The following is a 19,824-nucleotide window of genomic DNA, read 5'->3' as shown; positions in this document are numbered from 1 at the left end:
GCGATGTGCGTCTACTCATTGTTTTATATAGAAATTATGAGGGGATTCGTAAGGATCAGAACAAGCCGTTACCACACAGCCTTGTCCTGGCCCAACTAAGTTGCCCTTACCACTGACTTCGAACTCAGCTTGACCTTTAAGCCCAATCACCACTTGCGAATACTGGTGCTCGTGACAATCCATATGAGATGGCAGAGTCACGATCTCAGCAGGGCGAGGAGCGACTAAGCCTAGCGGTGAAAGATCGAGATTGGGCATGATAGGTAGTTTTGGCATGTCAAAGCAGTTTTGATAATTACGGATCGGGAATAATACTCTGATTTTAGCTCAAGATGAATTTGTAAATGATCATGAGAGTCATTTAGCACAAGGGATCGTCGTTAGATTAGTGTTGCGATCATCGTGATCATGCCTCCGGAAAGATGATCAAGAGCACATAAACTACGGAGAATGTAAAACCAACTTTACTAAGCACCAAAATGATGATGCCAGAACAATCCATTGGTTATTTCAATCCTCGTACCGATTGACTTTCTTGAGTGATTGAGGGAAATCCCCCCTTTTGTAAACGTGGAGCAAAGAGTAGATTTGTCGGCAGAGTAGTAAGTCACTCTGGGTATCTCACTGATACCTCAGATTAATTTTCATGGCCCTCGTGAGTTAATCTGAAATCTTCTACACGTCGACAAGAAAATCTTGTCTTTAGCCAGCCCGTCTTCAGGCTGGCTTTTTTTTGGTTCATCGCGGATTAGCGGGAACTTAAAACAAAAACGGTAGTAAGTGATATGGTTTAGTCGCCAAACAAAAATCATACACAAACTACCGTTTCCATGCCGAATCATACTTTCCTATCTTCATTCTGGGAAGGCTTTCAAATAGTAAAGTCTCACCAGACAGCAACACTTATTACCCTTACTCTTAAACCTAACTCTGAAGCTAAATGCCTCTGTGGTCTTGAAGACGAAGCTATCCATGAGTATCAATGGCGTCATGTAAAGGATGCCATGTTACTCGGTGTTCCAGTTGAACTTTCCGTTCAAACTCGAAGGATTAAGTGTCGCGACTGCGGCATAAAAACAGAGTCTCTATCTTGGTTAGAGCCTTATGCTCGCATAACGAAGCGCCTAAAAAGCTATATAGAACAACTATTACCTCTTCTCCCTATTAAGCATATCTCCCAGTTAACGAGCGTTCATTGGCACACAATTAAAGAGATAGATAAACGCCGGCTTAGACAAGTTGTACCGTCAATAAAATGGGAAGACCTAAGGCAACTCGTCATGGACGAGTTCGCCATCTTTAAAGGACATCGATATGCCACGGTCATCGCTGATGCTAAGACTCACCAAGTCATTTGGATAGGATTAGGTCGTAGCCGCAAAGACATACGACCGTTCTTCGAGCAATTAGGCGAGCATGGGATAAATATCGAAGCCGTCGCGATGGACATGAATACGGCTTTCGATCTTGAAGTTCAAGCACACTGTCCGAACGCAAAAATCGTTTACGACTTATTCCATGTTGTCGCTAAGTTCGGTCGCGAGGTGATGGATAGAGTTAGAGTCGACCAAGCCAACAAACTTAAGCAAGACAAAAAAGCGAGGCAATGGGTGAAGCGTTCACGCTGGGTACTGCTGAAAAATAGAGGCAACTTAAATACACGCCAAGAAAGCTATCTTACTGAAATATTGAATATCAATAAGGACTTAATGACCACTTATATACTCGGAGCTCAACTCAAAGAGCTTTGGTATTGTGAATCAGAAGGGCGCGCTAAGGAGCTCTGGGACGCGTGGTGGGAACAAGTGCAAGAGAGTGGGATTAAGCCATTAAAAGAGTTCGCACGAAAACTCAGACCATATCTTCACGGGGTTATCGCATCGGCAAGTTATCCGTTAAATACCTGCACGCTTGAAGGGATAAACAACAAGATAAAGCTAATCAAGCGAATGGGGTATGGTTATCGAGATACTGACTACTTCTTCTTGAAGATAAAAGCGGCTTTCCCCGGAAAGCCGCGATGAACCTTTTTTTTGTCCTATGTGCAGTGGTGGATCAATTCGTCATATCCAAATGCTCGCAGATATCCTTTACCTTGATCATTCTTCCCTTGCTCTCCGTTTAAGCAACGTTCATTAATTGCAATACAGCGTTATAAGAAACTGATATTATTAACTTAGTTCCGAAACTGAGATGATATTTTGTCGAAAACACTTAACTCCATACAACGCTCTCTGTTTGAACAGTTGCCGGGCTGCTGGGGGTGCAAAGATACGGACTCTGTCTTTGTTTATGCTAACCAAGCCTACAATCGACTGATTGGTTTGCCCGACAATCAAAGCAGCGCAGGTTTGACCGATTTTGATATGCCAAGCCAAACAACGGAATGTGCGCAAGACTTCAGAGCGCAAGATAAGTACGTGATGGAAACACGTAAGACTTTAAAAATTCTAGATATTCACCCTTATCCAGATGGCCGTTGGCACGCTCACATCTTCACCAAAACGCCTTGGTTCGATGATGATGGTAAAGTGCAGGGAACAATATTCTATGGTCAAGAGCTCACCGATACTGCCATTTTGGAGGTAGGTCACTGGGTTTGCCAAGCAACCAGTGCCAAAACATGTGATGGTTCGATTGCGGGTTCAGAGCCTCGTCAGTCAAAACTCAATAAAAAACTCACAGCACGCGAATCTGAAGTACTATTTTTGCTGCTGTTTGGCAAAAAGCCTCAGTACATTGCACAGACCCTGACGATTTCGATCAAAACCGTCGAGGGGCACGTGGCGCGGCTTAAACAAAAATTCGATGCCAAAAGTAAGAGCCAACTGATTGAATTTGCACTGGACTCAGGTCTTGGCTCGGTGATCCCGGAAAGCCTGCTCAATCGGCAGATTTCTGTGGTGCTACACAGTGAAGTAACGACGACCCGTTAATATCAATCGTCATAAATAGCTGCTCACCCTAACTCGACAAGAGCGACAAAAAAACACCGCGCCAACCCTTTAAGAGTACAGCGCGGTGTTTTTGGTAAACTCGGAACGCCTGACTACGGCGCAAGTCGATCGATATCCCAACGGTTATCTTGGCGAGAGAACAAGAAACGGTCATGCAGACGATGTTCACCACCTTGCCAAAACTCAATGCTGTCCACTCGAACACGGAAGCCTCCCCAGAAGCTCGGTACTGGAATCTCACCTTTCGCAAATTTCTGTTTAAGCTCTAAGTACTTGCCTTCCAAGATACCACGCGCAGAAATTCGGCTGCTCTGCTTACTTGCGATTGCCGCCAGTTGGCTCTCTTTTGGACGAGAAGAGAAGTACTTCATGTTCTCCACTGCGCTTAGCTTCTCTGCAGTACCAGTAATGTGTACTTGGCGCTCTAGTGGGTGCCACGGGAAGTGCAAGCTGATCTTGCTATTGTGCTCTAGCTGCTGCGCTTTACGGCTACCAAGGTTTGTGTAGAAAACGAAACCTTGTTGATCAACATTCTTAAGCAACACAATGCGCTGAAAAGGTTGGCCGTCCTTATCGACTGTTGCCACTGTCATCGCAGTTGGGTCGGTAAGTTTGGCTTCAATAGCCTGCTCAAGCCAAAGATTAAATTGGTCAATCGGATCAGCCGCTAAGTCTTTGCGTCTCAATCCACCCTGAGCATATTCACGGCGAATATCTTTCAGTTCCATTTCGTTGCTCCTTTTCATTTTTTTGTGATTCTGCGCTTTCGCATAACGAAATACAAGCCTGTGGTAGCCGATTGTACTATCTCTTGGATTCGGTGTTACCAAGATCTCGGTACTTAGATTGCCATGTTGTTAATCTATATACACTTTCAACCAGATCTGAGTTCACTTTGGCCTTCAAAATATCCCGTTTTTTCACCCCTTTTGTTATCGCTTCACTGTCATTGGGTGCAGCGGGGTTTGCCGCCACCCATTTATTGGCAGAGCAATTTCAGCAACGTCTGGTTGGTGAACAGCTGCAAGAAGCCGCCAACAAGGCCAGTCTTCAACTCGATTCTGAGATCGCAAAATTCAAGCAAGTTCCCGCGATCCTAAGTCATGACCCTCGAATCCTTGGGTATTTTTCAAGACAAACGTCAGCTCAACAACTCAACCTGTTATTGGAAGAGTGGGCTAACCAGAGCTTAGCCGATACCATCTACATTCACGACGATAGCGGTACCGTAGTCGCATCGAGCAACTACCAGGATCCAAAAACCTTTGTCGGTGAGAACTTTGCGTTTCGCCCCTATTTCAGCCAGGCGATCAACGGTTTGAACTCCCAATACGTTGGACTTGGCGCGAGATCGAATGTGCGCGGCTACTTTCTCTCCTCTCCCTTGTACATAAAACAAGAGATTGTGGGCGTGTTAACAGTAAAAGTGAGCCTAGAAAACATCGAGGAGATTCTTACCAGTGACGGATTCGACATTGTCGTACTCGACAACAACCAAGTGGTGTTCTTATCAAGCCAGCCGCATTGGCTCTATCACTCCCTGCAACCACTTACCCCGATTCAGCAACAGCAAATTGCCGAGCAGCGTCAGTATGGATTAGACAAAATCACGTTGATTGATGACTTCCTCGATTTACCACAAGCCAATATTGCTTTGCCAAATGAAAAACTCAGTCGGATGGGCACATTTAACATCTACCCGGCAGCAGCCAGTAGTCAGCAATATCAAGTCATCGCACTGAAGGAACGCGACACAGAGATGAAAAAAGTCATGCAGATCGACGCGATATTCTTAGTGATATATAGCTTAGTGCTGCTGATCGCTTGGTCGTGGCGCCAAACCTACAAAGCAAAAGTGGCACTGACAACGCTCAACCATAAGCTCGAAGAGACGGTGAATAAGCGTACCCTTTACTTACAACAATCAAACCAACAGCTACAGCAAACCATACACCAATACCAAGAGTCGCAAAGTAAGCTCAAGCAGACAGAACAAGAACTGACTCAAGCGGCTAAACTTGCGGTCTTAGGCGAACTCTCAGCGAGCATTAACCACGAGATAAATCAACCACTGGCCGCCTTGAGAACTTACAGCGAAAATAGTCTCAAGCTGCTTGAAATGGGGCGTAATGATATGGTGAAAAGTAACTTAGAAAAGATGCTGACGCTTAATCTATCCATCACCGACATCATCGCACGCTTAAAAGTCTTCACCCGTAAGGTTACCAAGCAAGAACATCACACCGCCAACCTTCACCAAGCAGTCAACAATGCCACGGGAATCTTAAGCGCGCTCCTTATCAAGCACGGTATTACACTGAGAATGGCCTCGATCAGTGACGATATTCAGATTGCGATTCATCCGACCGAGTTGGAGCAAGTGCTAGTGAATTTAATCCATAACGCCGCCCAAGCACTGCATCAACAACCTAGCCCTCAGATCGGCCTAGATTGGCGGCTAGAACCGGAAACCTGTGTCCTTGATATTTGGGACAATGGCGTCGGACTACCAGAATCAAAGCTATCTCAACTCTTTGATCCCTTCTTCACCACTAAACCAGAAGGGCTCGGCCTCGGTCTATCGATCTCAAAGCGGATTATTGAAGCGTATCACGGCACCATCACTGCGACACCGCGCAAGCCTTGTGGCATGGTATTCTCACTAACAATTCCCTTGCACAACGCATGCAATAAAACCTCAAGCACTGATTAGTCGTGCTGATGACAATAACTCATAACAAGGAATGTCGCTTTGACAACCATGCCTGCACTCTATTTTATTGACGACGAACCCGCGATTCGTGATTCGGTAGAACAAGCAATGCTCATTGAAGGTATTGAGATTTGCTGTTTCCCTAACGCTGTAGAAGCACTAAAACAGATCCCACTAACCCAAGCGGGTGTCGTCATCACCGACATACATATGCCGGTGATGGACGGTATTCAATTCACTGAGCAACTTTTAAAACACAACCCTCGTTTTCAAGTGATTGTATTAACGGGGCACGGCGACGTACAAACCGCGGTGACCGCGATGAAGGTAGGAGCATGTGACTTTCTTGAAAAACCATTCGTTGTTGATGCTCTAATGGCTGCAATTCATAAAGCCGCAGATAAGCTCGCTCTGGTTGAAGAGAATAATCTCCTGCGCAAAGAGCTCGCAATGCAAACGCATGTAGGCCCAAAACTCATTGGGCAATCTCCATCAATGGTGACGCTAAGACGTGAGTTGATCACACTCGACATCAACAAAGATCCGATCATCATTATCAAAGGCGAGATAGGAACGGGGAAACGCATAACCGCACAATACACTCACGATTTACACAGCCATCAAAGAGGCGAGCTCTACCCTATCGCCGCGTTCAACCTACCAAAGTCAGACCAAGAAACATTTTGCGAATTTCTCAAACAGCTGTGTGTCAAACATCGCGGAGGAACTCTCTATATCCATGAAACAGAAGTATTACTGTCTCAGCAATGGGAGTGGTTTAAGCAAGTAAAATCAACGCTGCTTCATGAAAATGAGTGCAATTCAAATGCAACTTGTATCATTATCGCATCCACCGCAGTACCCGCTACAATAAAGGGAGAGTTTCGTCAGTTTGAGCTGCTACCACTGACAGAAAGGCCGGAGGATATCGGTTCACTGTTTAAACATTTCGCGCGAGGTGCGGCTAGTCGATATCAATTACCGCCCCCTATCATCACCAAACAGGATGTTGAGCGGTTGATTGCTAAGCCTTGGCCTGAGAATTTGCGTCAACTACGCCAAGAAGCGGAGCTTAGAGTACTCACTCAAGCAAAGCCGCCAGAGGAGCTAGATCAAGATAACTGCAGCCCAAACGAAGAGAAAGCTAATACGACGATCAAACAGCTCTCACTCAGCGAACGAACCGATAACTTTGAACAGATTATCTTAATAGAAGCCCTACATCGCCACCAGGGTATGCTTAAAGAGGTTCAACAAGAGTTACAAGTTTCTCGGAAAACGCTGTATGACAAATTACGTAAACACCAACTAGATAAAACGGATTTCAAAAACCGATAAGTAATGAAACATATATAAATACAACGCTTTATGGGAACAAGATCTTAACATTTCTTAAAACTAAGAATACACTCAATAGGCTTGCACTAAATTTCGCAGACAAGGATTGTTATGAGCCAAAAAAGTTACAACAAGCTGAACGATACTGAACTTGAGTATGTCGATGATAAAACAGCCGCACTGTTACTCAATACACCAACCAGCGCGCGCATCATGCTGTGGGTTATCGTTCTGTTCTTTGTTGCTGCGATTGGATGGGCTTCTTGGGCAGAAGTCGACAAAGTCACGGTCGGCCAAGGCAAAGTAATCCCCTCTTCTCAAATTCAAGTCGTACAAAACCTTGAAGGTGGCTTGGTTAAAGAGATCCTTGTCAAAGAAGGCCAACAGGTACAAAAAGGACAGCAACTGCTTCTTATCGATGATACCCGTTTTCGTTCCGACTTTCGTGAACGAGAGCAACAAGTGGCTAACCTCACAGCAAGTGTGCTAATGCTTTCGGCGTCTCTCACCAGTGTTGTCATCGATGAAGACTTCTCTGTCGACAACTGGAAAAAGAGCGTCACACTCAACTACGGTAAGCTGGCGTTCCCACCACAGTTTATTGAAAGACAACCTGACTTAATCCAACGCCAAAGAGCCGAGTACCGCCAAGATCTCAATAACTTGCGTAACCAACTCTCCGTTTTTGAGCAACAAGTCGAGCAAAAGCAGCAAGACTTAGTCGAGGTTAGAGCTCGTGTCGCTAACCTACGCCAAAGCTACAACTTTGCACGCAAAGAGTTGGATATCACCAAACCGCTTGCTGATGAGGGTGTGGTACCGCGTATCGAACTTCTTAAACTGCAACGACAAGTAAATGATACCCGTCGAGAGCTAACCTCTAGCGAGCTTAAAATCCCTGTGCTGCGCTCAGCTATTAAAGAGTCTATGCTCAGCCGCGTCGACGCAGCACTTAAATTCCGTTCAGAGCAGCAAGAGAAGCTTAACCAAGCGCAAGATAAACTCTCTGCCCTCACCGAGTCCGCCGTTGGTTTGGAAGACCGAGTCAATCGGACAGTGGTTATCTCCCCGGTGACAGGCACCGTTAAGACTTTAGGTATTAATACTGTTGGCGGTGTTATTCAACCAGGTATGGATATAGTAGAGATTGTCCCAACCGAAGATTCACTGCTTGTAGAAGCTAAGATTGCACCGCAAGACATCGCCTTTTTACGCCCAGAACTGCCAGCCATCGTTAAGTTCAGTGCGTATGACTTCACTAAATATGGCGGTCTTGAAGGCGTGCTAGAACACATCAGTGCAGATACGACTCAGGATGAAGAGGGCAACAGTTTTTACATCGTACGTGTGCGTACTGAGAAATACAGCTTTGGACACAACGAAGAGCTGCCGATTATTCCTGGCATGACAGCATCGGTTGACATCATTACAGGTAAACGCACTGTTCTAGATTACATGTTGAAGCCAATACTTAGCGCTCAAAACAATGCATTAAAAGAGTAAGGGTTTGATGTTTTTCCCTCTCTACGCAGATGACTGCCAATGTAAAAAGGCTGTTCACTAATGAAAATTCGTTCCGCAATTGCGTTGTTCGCATTGAGTGTGTCCTGTGCATCATTTGCGTTAAACACCACTGAGCAGCGCTGGGTGAGTGCGGTATCGGAAACCTATGGGCAAAGGGCCGCTATGCGAGTCAAGACATGGCGGTCTAATATTGCTCAGTTCGCCACACAAAGTGAGACACAAAAACTGGAATCGGTAAATCGATTCTTCAACCAGCTCTACTTTGTCGACGATATCGTGCTTTGGGGTCAAAAAGATTACTGGGCTACGCCACTCGAATTTCTAGGAAGTAATGCAGGCGACTGTGAGGACTTCACCATCGCTAAATACTTCTCGCTATTGGAGCTCGGTGTTCCCGACAAAAAGTTAAGACTGGTCTACGTAAAAGCGTTGGAGCTGAATCAGTTTCACATGGTACTTGCCTACTACTCCACGCCCAGCGCAGAACCCGTCATTTTGGATAACTTGAATCCAGAAATTAAACGAGCGTCAACTCGTCGAGACTTGCTGCCGATATACAGCTTTAACGGTAAAAACCTATGGCTAATGAAGTCTTCAGCAGGAAACGGACAACTTGCAGGTAAATCATCCAGATTGAGCTTGTGGAACGATCTTCGTTCACGCAAGCGCTCTCTAAAATTAAACAAACCCATTATCAATTACGATGAGTAGGTACAATGACTTTATATAAACAGCTTGTAGTCGGGATGGTAGCGGTCTTTATATTACTGATGACGTCAGTATTTATGATCGAATTTAATACCACTCGAGGTCACCTAGAAGCGCAACAGCGTTCAGAGGTAAGTAATACCATCAATACCGTTGGTTTAGCACTAGCTCCTTATCTTGAGGACAAAGACCCAATCGCGGTTGAGTCGGTCATCAATGCATTGTTTGATGGCAGCTCCTATTCTGTTGTGAGACTCATCTTCCTCGATAGTGGTGACGACATCCTGCGTTCATATCCAGTAAAACCAAGCAATGTACCTAGCTGGTTTACTTCGCTCAATCTGTTTGAACCGATTCATGACCGCCGTGTTATCACCAGCGGTTGGATGCAGTTGGCGGAAGTGGAAATTGTCAGCCACCCAGGTCCTGCCTATGCTCAACTTTGGCAATCTTTTACTCGCTTGGCGACTGTCTTTGCTCTTATTTTTGTCATTGGCTTATTGGCTATTTCATGGATCGTAAAACGATCGCTGAAACCGTTGGATTTGATCATCGCCAAAATGAACCAGATAGCGCAAAACCAGTTTGGCGAACCACTTGAACGGCCACAAACAAAAGATCTGATCTTAGTCGTAGACGGTATCAACCATATGTCGGCGCAAGTTGAACAAGCTTTTAAAAATCAAGCTCAAGAAGCTCAGCGCCTGCGTGAACGTGCCTACATTGACCCAGTATCACAACTGGGTAACCGTGCGTACTACATGTCTCAACTTAATCAATGGTTGGCGGAATCTAGCGTTGGTGGCTTGGCTGTTTTGCAAGCCCAATTCATTGCTGACGAGTACGATGATAAGGGTTATCAAGAGGGCGATGCATTGGTCCACGAACTCGCCGAGCACTTACAATCTTCTATTTCGTCACCAGATCTTACTATTGCTCGAATTTCAAAAGATGAGTTTGGCTTTATCTTGCCGAACATTGATGAAAGCGAACTTAAACTCATCGCAGACAGTATCGTTAACTGTGTCCAAGGGCTAGGTTCCGATCCAACAGGAACCGCCCGCGCGAACATCTCACTCGGCGTCACTCATAGTAGCCAAAACAAAACCAGTACAGAGATCATGTCGCTGGTGGACAACGCACTCTCTGTCGCAAAAGCGAACCGTGAAATGGCTTACGGCTACATCACTGCCGATGATCATGGCGCTGTGATGGGCAAACAGCAGTGGCGCACACTGGTTGAAGAAGCAATCATTAATGATCTCTTCACTTTCCGCCTGCAAGCGGCGAATAACAGTTTCGGCAAGACCTTTCACCAAGAGGTGTTCTCTGCAATTGAAAAAGATGGGGTTCGATACAGCGCGGCTCAATACCTATTCGCGCTTGAACAGCTCGGCGCAAGCCACGAGCTCGATCAGTACGTAATCGAGAAAATGATTGAGAAGATACATGCTAAAGAGATCACAACCCCTGTAGCGATCAACATCTCCGCAAGCAGTATCTCTGAGCCAAGCTTCATCCGTTGGGTCGGTGAGACACTAAGCAAGAACGCAACTATCTGTCACATGCTTCATTTTGAAATCCCTGAGAACTGCTTCGTCAACGAGCCGCACTACACAGCCCTACTGTGTACCGCGATACGTAATACCAACGCAGTATTTGGTGTCGACAATTACGGTCGCAACTTCCAGTCTCTGGAGTACATCAATGAGTTCAGGCCTGGTTACGTTAAGTTGGATTATCTCTACACTCACAATTTGGATGACGAGAAACAGAAATTCACCTTAACGTCGATCTCTAGAACGGCGCATAACTTAGGGATCACCACCATCGCCTCACGTATCGAGACTCAAACGCAGCTTGATACATTGTCAGATAACTACGTTGAAGTTTTCCAAGGCTTCATCGTCGATAAGTAGTAAGGTGGTTATTTAATGCAAGATCCATTACTAAATTCGCTGATATACGTCAGCCGATACTACGGTCTAGCAAACTCTCCAGAGGCGCTCATCAATGGGCTGCCTCTTGCGGATGGTAAACTTACCCCTTTTTTATTTCCTCGATCAGCAGAGCGTGCAGGGTTAGTCGCCAAGGAGAATCGCTCCAACCTTGAGAGTATCCCAGAGTTGATTCTACCTGCGGTACTGCTACTCAAGCAGGGGGAAGCGTGTGTTCTAAACCGAATTGACTTTCAGAAACAAGAAGCCGAGATCATCACCGCGGAAAGTGGCATGGTGCCGATTCTCATTCCTTTGGATGAGCTAAAAGAACAGTTTATAGGACGCTACTTCTTAGTAAAAAAACAGTTCCGTTACGACGAACGCTCACCTGAGATTCTAAAGACACGTCACGGTCATTGGTTTTGGGGCACGATCTGGGAGTCGAAGAAAATCTACCGTGATGTGTTGATCGCCTCGATTCTGATCAACCTGTTCGCGATTGCGGCACCTATGTTCACACGCTTGGTTTACGACAAAGTGGTTCCGAACCTCGCCTTTGAGACGCTCTGGGTATTGGCGAGTGGTATCTTTGTCGTCTTCACTTTCGACCTACTGCTCAAATTAATGCGCAGCTACTTCATCGACATTGCCGGTAAAAAATCTGACATTCTTATCTCTTCAAAACTGTTTAGCAAGGTTCTGGGGATTCGTATGGAAGCGAAACCGGCTTCAGTTGGCGCTTTCGCAAAGAACTTACAAGAGTTTGAATCGATTCGAGAGTTTTTCACTTCCGCGACAATTGGCTCTTTGATAGATCTTCCTTTTGCAATTCTGTTCCTGACTCTGATTTGGCTAATGGCTGGAGATCTGGTGTATGTACCGATTGTCGGTGTCGTGATTCTGGTTGTCTATGCCATCATCATTCAAGGGCCTTTACGCCGCACTATCGAAGAAGGCTCACGTCTTGCTTCACAAAAGTATGCAAACCTTATCGAAAGCTTAGCAGGTCTAGAAACGGTTAAACTCTTCAGTGCGCAAAGTCAGTTTCAATTCCGTTGGGAAGAAGCCGTTGCTCACATGGCGAACTGGAATATTAAGAGTCGAAGAATTACCGATAGTATTCAGAATACAGCTGGGTTCGTTCAACAAAGTACTAACGTGGGAATGATCATCTTTGGTGTGTACTTGATTGCCGAAGGCGATCTTACTATGGGTGGTTTGATTGCAGCGACGATGCTGAGTGGCCGTGCGATTGGCCCGTTAGTCCAGCTTTCGATTCTTTCCACTCGTTACAACCAAGCGAAGTCATCGATGAAGTTGATCGAACAAGTCATGGCTATGCCTGACGAACAGGAAGAAGGTAAACGCTATATCCATCGCCCAATTATTCAAGGCCATATTGCTCTAGATAAAGTGACCTTCCACTACCCTGATTCTCCAATCGCATCTGTGCGCGATCTGAGTTTAACCATTTCGCCGGGAGAGAAAGTTGCCATCATAGGTCGCATTGGTTCAGGTAAGACAACACTAGAGCGTCTGATTATGGGGCTGTACAAGCCTACAGAGGGCCACGTGCGCATCGATGATACAGATATCGACCAGTTACACCACGTCGACATACGTCGCAATATAGGCTGCGTTCCCCAAGACAGCAACCTCTTCTATGGCTCTATTCGTGACAATATCACGCTAGGTCGACCATTAGTGGATGATCGTGATGTGATGGACGCTGCCAACCGAGCAGGTGTCACTAACTTTACTCAACAAGATCCTGCTGGTTTAGAACGTCAGGTCGGTGAAGGTGGCGGATTGCTATCAGGGGGACAACGTCAAGCGGTGGCTATCGCTCGTGCTTTCCTAGGCCGTCCTCCCGTGCTGCTCATGGATGAACCAACCAGCGCGATGGATAACCGTTCTGAAATGCACATCAAACACCAACTCAATCAGTTGCTACCGAGTGAGACACTTATCCTTATCACTCACAAGACGTCGATGCTAGATGTTGTAGACCGTGTGATTGTAATGGAGAAAGGGTGCATCATTGCTGATGGACCAAAAGCCAAAGTACTGTCTGACCTGAAACAAGGGAAAGTGAGAGCAGTTAGCTAATACCAATCGTAGTAAATAATTGCTCACCCTAGCTTGTTAAAAGGAGCCATTGGCTCCTTTTTTTATTCTTATTGTTCTTTGATTAGAGGAAATGAATGACGCAACTACAACTGCTCGCCAATATCTTCTTTTTCCATCTTGAACGAACATTGAATCTCGTATTGGTTGAACGAGAACACACTGCCACCATGAGTACGCTTAGTCGTGACAGTTTCGTCTCCATATTGAATCGTCACACGGGTGTAGACTTTTTCGTGCGCCTCGACAGTACATTCTTCAAGTAGCGTATCAAATTCAGCTTCAAGACTATCAATCTGCTGTTTGGTAGATTCGAGCGATTGACTGTTGCGCTCTTTCATCGATTCAATATGCTGCGCCTCTTCGTCCGTCCGCTCCGCTTTAGGTCGCTTTTTGAATTCCAACTCCTGACGAATCACATCCATTGTTTTCTCTTGAGCCGCTTTATAAACGTCTCTCAACTCCCCTATCTTCTGCTTATAGCTGTCATAGCGAGCAAAACAATGAACCTTGGTTGCAGTATCGCCCTCAACGCCAAGGAAGACACACTCGACCTTGCCACCGACTTTGGCTTCTCCGCCACTCAATGTGCCGTGCTTCTTCACTCCATCAACGATAATCAAGTCACGACCGCAGCGTATTTCATTACTCATGCTGTGTACTGTTAGCCTAATATCGGTACCAGCTTGCAGCTCTGAGTACTGGGCGTAGCTCGCTTCAATGGCTCCTTTGGTTAACACTTTACAGCTTTTGCACTCACCCTCCTTAACCGTGTGACCAATGATACCTTTGGCGACTTTAATATCACCTTGCGCTTGCACTTCAGCGGATTCAATAAATCCCCCTACCGTGACACTCCCTGTCGCCTTCACTACCATTCCAGGATCGATATTGCCTGAGACAAAAACATTACCTTTAAACTTAATGTGCCCTGTCGCAACACTAACGTTATTTAGACATAGCGCCTCATCCACTTCAATGGTGCGCTCTTTGATGAGTGGCAACCCTGAACAGCTAGCGACCAGCAGATTTGGATCGTCTGAGGAGATTGTGGTTCCTTTACCGGGTTTAAGCAGGCTATCTTTACCAGGAAGCGGAGGAAGGAGTTTTCCTAAAACAGTAAAACCAGCAGTCCCTTTGGTTGCAGGCGTTCGCCTCATCACAGGATCATTTTCTCCAACTGTAATGGTTGCGCCCAAGTCCCGCATATCAATTTTTCCAGACTCTTTACTACGTGGCTTAAGGACTTGATGTGTAATGTCAGGGACGAGTGCTTCGAATTTGGCGTCTTTCCCTTTAATGGGTTGTTTGCCTTGAGCAACAGCCTGGGTAAACTTCTCTCCCGGTTTAAGTTTATTGCTCATCACTAGCACCTTTTTCAGCGCTAGCTTATTTATGCCTTTAGTCACATGAGCCTGGGCAAGTGCATGTACAATCTCAGCACCTCTTAGCCCTCTTCCGGCATAAGCACCAGTGACGGTAATACTGGCAAGCATCTCATCGTCAGACAACTCGACAACCATGCTTGCATTGCGTACTTCAGCAACAGCCACGCCTTCGTATGCTTCGCCTTTACCCTCTTTTGCTGAATTGACAAAGCGAATGACTTCATCTTCTAAACAATAAAATTGACTCGCATCCAATTTATCCAATGATGCCGGAAACTCTTTTTGGTCAAAATTGCTGTCGACGACAAAACCAGATTGCAAACGAGCAATCACCTCTTTTCCATCATCAGACAATGTAACTATGTTGTCCCACATACGACTGCCACTTCCTTAGCAAAACAGTATGATTTCAGTTTATAGAAGATACTGTTTTGTGAACATATTCCTTATTCAATAACAAGGGATAAGTCACTTTACTGGGCATTTTCTCAGTAATGAGCTACTACACATCAAGTAGCAACTTGTTGACTTAAAGCACTAAATTGTCCCGGACGAGATCGTCAAAACCCAATTATGTGCTGGCATACAGGATATTCTCCCTATTGTTCAACACATCCAATTTCAGTGTCGCTAGTACAATTTTCGAAAATTTCAAATGGCTAACAGAAGATAAGAGAACAATGAGTACACTTAGAGGAAGTGACTTTACAGTGTAAATTGAGTTGTCATTCACTTTACACTGTAAATCGGTAATTGAGGTGGTTTAAGTTGAGGCGCTATTTACACTGTAAACTGGAGAGCAGCAATCCAAGATCGCGACGAACGGCTGACTCAGTTTGCTTGCGACCGGCAAGATTGGCTAACTCACTGCACTCTGTCCAAGTTCTTTTCTGAACAACTTTCCAAAGCAGTAAATCACTCGTTCGGTCTAACTGCACTTTATCCAAGCTATAGATCAAATTCTCTAGCATGAAACCAATGCTATCAAAGCTATTCCCACCATCGACGTAATAACCAAGCAGAGGATTAATATCCGCAACAACATTGGGGCGCGGTTGAGAGGATATCAGCGAGCGTACAATCGCTAGCTCAAGTGATCTGTATGTCGTAGATAACAGATAGCGAAGGCTGGAATTAAAATAAAGATTCCCTTCTTCAACCCAATGACGACTTTGTTCGTGCAAAGCACGGCACATGAGTAATGAATGACAGCCACTTGATTGATCTCTTTGGTGCCCAAGATGCAAAGGGACAAAATCGTTACTCGTCCAGAAATCGACAAGCTCACTGGTTGCGCCGAAGCTTGTTGCTATGTAATCGAAGTGACGGTTTGCTTCGACCAAGAGGCCAATCATTCTACGTCCTAATCCTCGCCCTTGGATATCAGGATGAACCGCAATTCTCATCACTCGAAGACATTTTTGAGCCGCCGCTTTATCAAGACCTAAATGGTTGGCTAGCAGTGTTGGAGTAAGATGACCGCGAGGCCGACGCTTGCCAAGCTGAACATCTTGAATGAGTTCATGTGACAATCCGCCCTCTTCAGCCGTTAGAATGCACCCCAAGCAATCTTGGTCTGAAAACAGCGCATACAGTGACATTTGAGGGTTGTCTAGAAGTTGAGTCAAGTCATTGGGCGACGTTTGATAATGAGCACTGACCAACAACCCAAAACAGTGAGCTAGAATTTTGGGATTGCTGAGTAACGTTTGTTTGTCAAACTGATGCCAAGACAACCCATCAAGTTCAACATCCTTTGGTAGAGCCTCAATGTCAGAATCCAACAAGAAGGTATCAAATAACCAACTTTCTAAAGGATCGTTCTCATTCCAACGTATTGGTTGTTCAAGTTTAAACGAGCGCCAATTAGGGCGATGCTCAGACAACCATTTTTCAAACTTGATGCCAAAGCCGCGTCCACTTCCCTCATATCCGTGAACCGTGGTTGAGAAAACCATGCGATGATAGCTTTCAACCATACGCTTCAACATGGGTATCGGAATTGCTGCAGCTTCATCGACAAGCAACAGGTCGCAAGCAGGCTGCGTTCTGAGTAATTCATCTGGAGCAACAAAGACAATTTTGCTTTGTTCATGAACGAGCGTATGTCGATTCTCCATTGAAGAGTTAGGAAGCAGTTTCTGCGCATGGTCAAACAAAGGCTGTATCGCTTTGACGTTAGGTGCAGTGACTAAAATCGTTACAGATTTTTTAGCCTTAATAATATTGGCCGATGCGATACCTAACGCGGAGCTTTTACCACGGCCACGGTCGGCGGTTAAAACAAGTGGGCGCTTGCGATGACCAAACATCACTTTTTCAATCGCTTCTATCGCGAGCTTTTGTTGCTCATACTTATCAAAACCATTTGGTGTGACAATCATTTCAGGTAGCGCTGGCATTTCAGAATCTTGTGACAGCGCACTTTGCGATAAACAGATCAGCTTATCCAACTGACGTGTCAGCCAAACTTGCGATAAAGTAGTTTCGTGGTTTGCTGGTGGGATGACAAATAACACCCCTCCCCCGACTAACGCACCTAACGCTGCGGTAAAACTATTAGCATCAAATCCAGATCTAAAATCACAAATCAGTACTTGGCACTCTTGCCCTAATAGTTGTTGACCTTTATTAAAGGCGATATTTTTTGCGCCGGGTACACTAAGTTCACCCAAAACAAAAGCGATGGGACAGTCAAAATGAAACAGATAAGATTCAAGCTGTTGAGATTGCCATGCTGGATCGCCTTCAAGTAGAACACCATAGCGGTGGTTATTATTTAGGGCTACTGTGGAAAGTTGAGTTAAGAAAGGGAGAGTCGTCATAAATTGCGTCCAAATTCATCTAAACACAGTTTATCACAGGTAAAGAAAAAGCCGCATCAAGCGGCTTTTAATCGGTAAGTGAGGAGCTTAGTTCAGCTTAGATTGAACAAAAGAGAGAATTTCTTCCATAGTCGCATCATCAATCTTTTTAAGATTCAATGCGAGGTTGGAACCTTTACGGCTGTAAGAAGCACGACCTTTAACAAGCTCAACCTTTGGCGTCGCCTTTTTGTTTGGTGCAGGAGCAAGTTCAGAAATCCAGTTTTCTAGTGTTTCTGTCACGTCTTTGGTTAGACGAGTAACACCTTGAGCCTCGCTACGCTGCCAAACAAAACCATCTGTCGCATCGCATTTGGCTAGTAAGTTTTTTTTCTGCTCTTCATTAAGAGCGCCAAATTGCTTGTGCAGTTTAACGATTGTTGGACGGCCTAAATCGCTCACATTTGGGTATGCTTGTAGCAGCTCCAACGGAAGTGATGCTGCCTTTAAAGCACCGCTCACCAATGCTTCACTACACTGAAACATTTTCGCTAACGCTTTTTGATCTTCAGCTTCGCCTTTATCTAACTTCGCTTGCATCTCTTTACCTTTCTCATAAAGAGACAACGGTTTGTGTGCATTAGCCACATCAGAAAGGAACTTAGCATGTTCGCCGTTGATGTTATCGGCGACATAGATAAGAAACTCTTTGTTCGCAAGAATACAAGACATACGGCGACGGCTGCCGTCTAAAACCTCAATCTTGCCATCTTTGTTCTTACGACCAACGGCTGGATATTGTTGGCCACGCTCTTTCAGAGTAGTTAAAACGTCAGAAAGTGCGTGTTCATTTAGGAAAGACTGCTCACGAGCGTTCTCTTCAAATACAACGGTCTGGGTTTCAACTTGCTCAGCAGGAATACGTACTAGCTCAAACGAGACCATCTGTTCGCCGGCAACTGCCAACTCGATAACTTGGGCCTGCTCTTTTGCTGCCGTTTGTGCTTCTTGAGGAGTCGCTACTCGGCGCTTATTCGCCTTACCAAATAGCTTCGCATTTAGATCAGATGTTTTAATTGCCATGTTGATTATCCCTGATTAAGTGAAGGCCAATTGCTATGTAATACTCGCTCTAGTTCAAGCGCACTCTTTTGAACAGCATCTTGAGCGACAGCAAGTGTCTTCTTACCACCTTCAAAATCACTGGTCGTCAAGTCAAAAACCGTGCTGTAAGTATCTGCACAAGTTTCGAATGCACGGCTACGAGGAATGGTTGCCATCATAACTTGGTCATTCAATAAGTAGTTCATCTCTGTTAATACAGAGACCTGCTTCTTATTGTCGTCTTCAAACATTGTTGGCATCAACCGAATGAACTCGAGCCCCTTCCAGTCGTCCGGGAACATTTCGTAAACGGTTGGCAGATGTTGGAAAAAGTTAACCGTTGATGCCCAGTCAAGACGTTTCGCAGCACATGGAATCAATAGCGCGTTAGATGCGTACATAGCATTCCATACTAGGGGGTCAACGTGAGGACCAGTATCAATCATAATCACATCGAAGTCGTCTGCGATTTTGTCAATCAACTTCTCTTTTAATAGACGAACAATATCTAAAGACTGATCTTGAGACAGACTTTGCCAAGCTTCGGCATTGAACATTGCGTCTTCTGGGAATGCAGACACAGTCTTCAAATTTGGATATTGCGTAGGAAGTAAAACGTTCTTATGTAGGAACTCTGAGTCAACTTCTTGCCCTTCAGGAACGTTATCCAACATGATATCAACCGCTGAATAGATGCTGTCATGCTCTGTCCCACTAATTTGTGGGTTCAAAAACAAACGTAAAGAACCCTGTGGGTCAAGGTCGATCAGACAGATGCGGTAACGTTTGTCTAAATTAAGAGATAGACACGCCGCCAAATGCACTGCAGTCATTGATTTACCGGTGCCGCCCTTCTGGTTCTGAACGTTGATGATCCAAGGTTTATTATCTGCGTGTTTCTTACGTTCGTGGAACTTAGCAACACCCGCAGCATCCATTAGCATGTGTGCTTCGGTAAGAGAAATTGAGTAGTGGTTGGCGTTATTTTTTGTAAACTGATGACCTTCAGATTCAAGCTTTGTGATCGCTTCATCCAACTTACGACGAGTCAGACCAGAGCGTGTCTCCATCATCGCCTTAGACATTGGAGGAAAATGCTCATCACTTCGCTCCTCTAAGATGATCTCAATTCGGTCAGCCTGAACTTGTTGAGTCTGTTCGGCTAGCTGATAGAGCTTATCAATCGTTTGTTCTCTTTTCATTGCCAATTTCCGTTATGGT

Annotated in this window: 13 protein-coding genes and 1 pseudogene; 8 read left to right on the top strand and 6 right to left on the bottom strand. The window is 45.2% G+C overall.

All coding sequences use genetic code 11. The features are described 5' to 3' along the window. Positions 1 to 54 precede the first annotated feature (54 nt). Positions 55 to 276 (bottom strand): annotated as a pseudogene (locus vsple_RS18185) (cupin domain-containing protein); the annotation flags it as partial. A 554-nt stretch (positions 277 to 830) separates the two neighbouring features. Here vsple_RS18185 and vsple_RS18180 point away from each other — a divergent pair. Both vsple_RS18180 and vsple_RS18175 read left to right on the top strand, forming a co-directional pair. Continuing rightward, positions 831 to 2,024: an ISL3 family transposase gene (locus vsple_RS18180; RefSeq protein WP_261883310.1), complete on the top strand. Its 1,194-nt coding sequence runs from the start codon at positions 831 to 833 to the stop codon at positions 2,022 to 2,024. Between the two features lie 177 nt (positions 2,025 to 2,201). Next, entirely contained in the window at positions 2,202 to 2,936 is a 735-nt protein-coding gene (locus vsple_RS18175) for a helix-turn-helix transcriptional regulator (protein WP_261883309.1), read from the top strand. Positions 2,937 to 3,049: 113 nt separating this feature from the next. Here vsple_RS18175 and pdxH read toward each other — a convergent pair whose 3' ends face one another. Next, positions 3,050 to 3,685, bottom strand: coding sequence for a pyridoxamine 5'-phosphate oxidase (gene pdxH, locus vsple_RS18170; protein WP_032553753.1), 636 nt, complete (start codon positions 3,683 to 3,685; stop codon positions 3,050 to 3,052). 167 nt (positions 3,686 to 3,852) lie between these two features. Here pdxH and vsple_RS18165 point away from each other — a divergent pair, with 167 nt between their 5' ends. The 6 genes from vsple_RS18165 (at position 3,853) to vsple_RS18140 (ending at position 13,289) form a co-directional block, all read left to right on the top strand. Beyond that, positions 3,853 to 5,670 carry a sensor histidine kinase gene (locus vsple_RS18165; RefSeq protein ID WP_261883308.1) on the top strand — a complete coding sequence of 606 codons (1,818 nt, stop codon included), beginning with the start codon at positions 3,853 to 3,855 and terminating at the stop codon, positions 5,668 to 5,670. A 48-nt stretch (positions 5,671 to 5,718) separates the two neighbouring features. Continuing rightward, entirely contained in the window at positions 5,719 to 7,008 is a 1,290-nt protein-coding gene (locus tag vsple_RS18160) for a sigma-54-dependent transcriptional regulator (RefSeq protein WP_261884012.1), read from the top strand. Between the two features lie 111 nt (positions 7,009 to 7,119). After that, positions 7,120 to 8,511, top strand: coding sequence for an HlyD family type I secretion periplasmic adaptor subunit (locus vsple_RS18155; protein WP_261883307.1), 1,392 nt, complete (start codon positions 7,120 to 7,122; stop codon positions 8,509 to 8,511). Positions 8,512 to 8,571: 60 nt separating this feature from the next. Then, a complete protein-coding gene (locus tag vsple_RS18150) occupies positions 8,572 to 9,243 on the top strand; it encodes a transglutaminase-like cysteine peptidase (protein ID WP_255232265.1) in 672 nt (223 codons plus the stop codon). A 5-nt stretch (positions 9,244 to 9,248) separates the two neighbouring features. Continuing rightward, positions 9,249 to 11,159, top strand: a complete 1,911-nt coding sequence (locus vsple_RS18145) for a bifunctional diguanylate cyclase/phosphodiesterase (protein WP_261883306.1) — start codon at positions 9,249 to 9,251, stop codon at positions 11,157 to 11,159. Positions 11,160 to 11,174: 15 nt separating this feature from the next. Next, positions 11,175 to 13,289 carry a type I secretion system permease/ATPase gene (locus vsple_RS18140; RefSeq protein WP_261883305.1) on the top strand — a complete coding sequence of 705 codons (2,115 nt, stop codon included), beginning with the start codon at positions 11,175 to 11,177 and terminating at the stop codon, positions 13,287 to 13,289. A gap of 104 nt (positions 13,290 to 13,393) precedes the next feature. Here the strand turns inward: vsple_RS18140 and vsple_RS18135 are convergent, their stop codons facing one another. From vsple_RS18135 to vsple_RS18120, 4 genes are all read right to left on the bottom strand, one after another. Beyond that, a complete protein-coding gene (locus tag vsple_RS18135; protein ID WP_261883304.1) occupies positions 13,394 to 15,070 on the bottom strand; it encodes a DUF342 domain-containing protein in 1,677 nt (558 codons plus the stop codon). 401 nt (positions 15,071 to 15,471) lie between these two features. Beyond that, positions 15,472 to 17,520 carry a tRNA(Met) cytidine acetyltransferase TmcA gene (locus vsple_RS18130; protein WP_261883303.1) on the bottom strand — a complete coding sequence of 683 codons (2,049 nt, stop codon included), beginning with the start codon at positions 17,518 to 17,520 and terminating at the stop codon, positions 15,472 to 15,474. An 87-nt stretch (positions 17,521 to 17,607) separates the two neighbouring features. After that, the gene (locus vsple_RS18125; protein ID WP_255232270.1) at positions 17,608 to 18,582 is read right to left on the bottom strand and encodes a ParB/RepB/Spo0J family partition protein; all 975 of its coding nucleotides are present in this window, start codon (positions 18,580 to 18,582) and stop codon (positions 17,608 to 17,610) included. A 5-nt stretch (positions 18,583 to 18,587) separates the two neighbouring features. Further along, on the bottom strand, positions 18,588 to 19,805 hold the full coding sequence (locus tag vsple_RS18120; RefSeq protein ID WP_255232271.1) for a ParA family protein: 1,218 nt from the start codon (positions 19,803 to 19,805) through the stop codon (positions 18,588 to 18,590). Between the last annotated feature and the right edge of the window lie 19 nt (positions 19,806 to 19,824).

The sequence above is a fragment of the Vibrio pelagius genome (assembly GCF_024347575.1).
GTDB classification, from domain to species: Bacteria; Pseudomonadota; Gammaproteobacteria; order Enterobacterales; family Vibrionaceae; genus Vibrio; species Vibrio pelagius.
Note: the sequence above shows the minus strand (reverse complement) of the source record. Positions and strands in the feature narration are given on the sequence as shown.

Bases quoted from the DNA above. Each gene is read 5' to 3' on its own strand.
- pdxH (WP_032553753.1), bottom strand. From the start codon at position 3,685: ATGGAACTGAAAGATATTCGCCGTGAATATGCTCAGGGTGGATTGAGA.
- vsple_RS18125 (WP_255232270.1), bottom strand. From the start codon at position 18,582: ATGGCAATTAAAACATCTGATCTAAATGCGAAGCTATTTGGTAAGGCG.
- vsple_RS18120 (WP_255232271.1), bottom strand. From the start codon at position 19,805: ATGAAAAGAGAACAAACGATTGATAAGCTCTATCAGCTAGCCGAACAG.
- vsple_RS18155 (WP_261883307.1), top strand. From the start codon at position 7,120: ATGAGCCAAAAAAGTTACAACAAGCTGAACGATACTGAACTTGAGTAT.
- vsple_RS18135 (WP_261883304.1), bottom strand. From the start codon at position 15,070: ATGTGGGACAACATAGTTACATTGTCTGATGATGGAAAAGAGGTGATT.
- vsple_RS18160 (WP_261884012.1), top strand. From the start codon at position 5,719: ATGCCTGCACTCTATTTTATTGACGACGAACCCGCGATTCGTGATTCG.
- vsple_RS18130 (WP_261883303.1), bottom strand. From the start codon at position 17,520: ATGACGACTCTCCCTTTCTTAACTCAACTTTCCACAGTAGCCCTAAAT.
- vsple_RS18140 (WP_261883305.1), top strand. From the start codon at position 11,175: ATGCAAGATCCATTACTAAATTCGCTGATATACGTCAGCCGATACTAC.
- vsple_RS18180 (WP_261883310.1), top strand. From the start codon at position 831: ATGCCGAATCATACTTTCCTATCTTCATTCTGGGAAGGCTTTCAAATA.
- vsple_RS18150 (WP_255232265.1), top strand. From the start codon at position 8,572: ATGAAAATTCGTTCCGCAATTGCGTTGTTCGCATTGAGTGTGTCCTGT.
- vsple_RS18145 (WP_261883306.1), top strand. From the start codon at position 9,249: ATGACTTTATATAAACAGCTTGTAGTCGGGATGGTAGCGGTCTTTATA.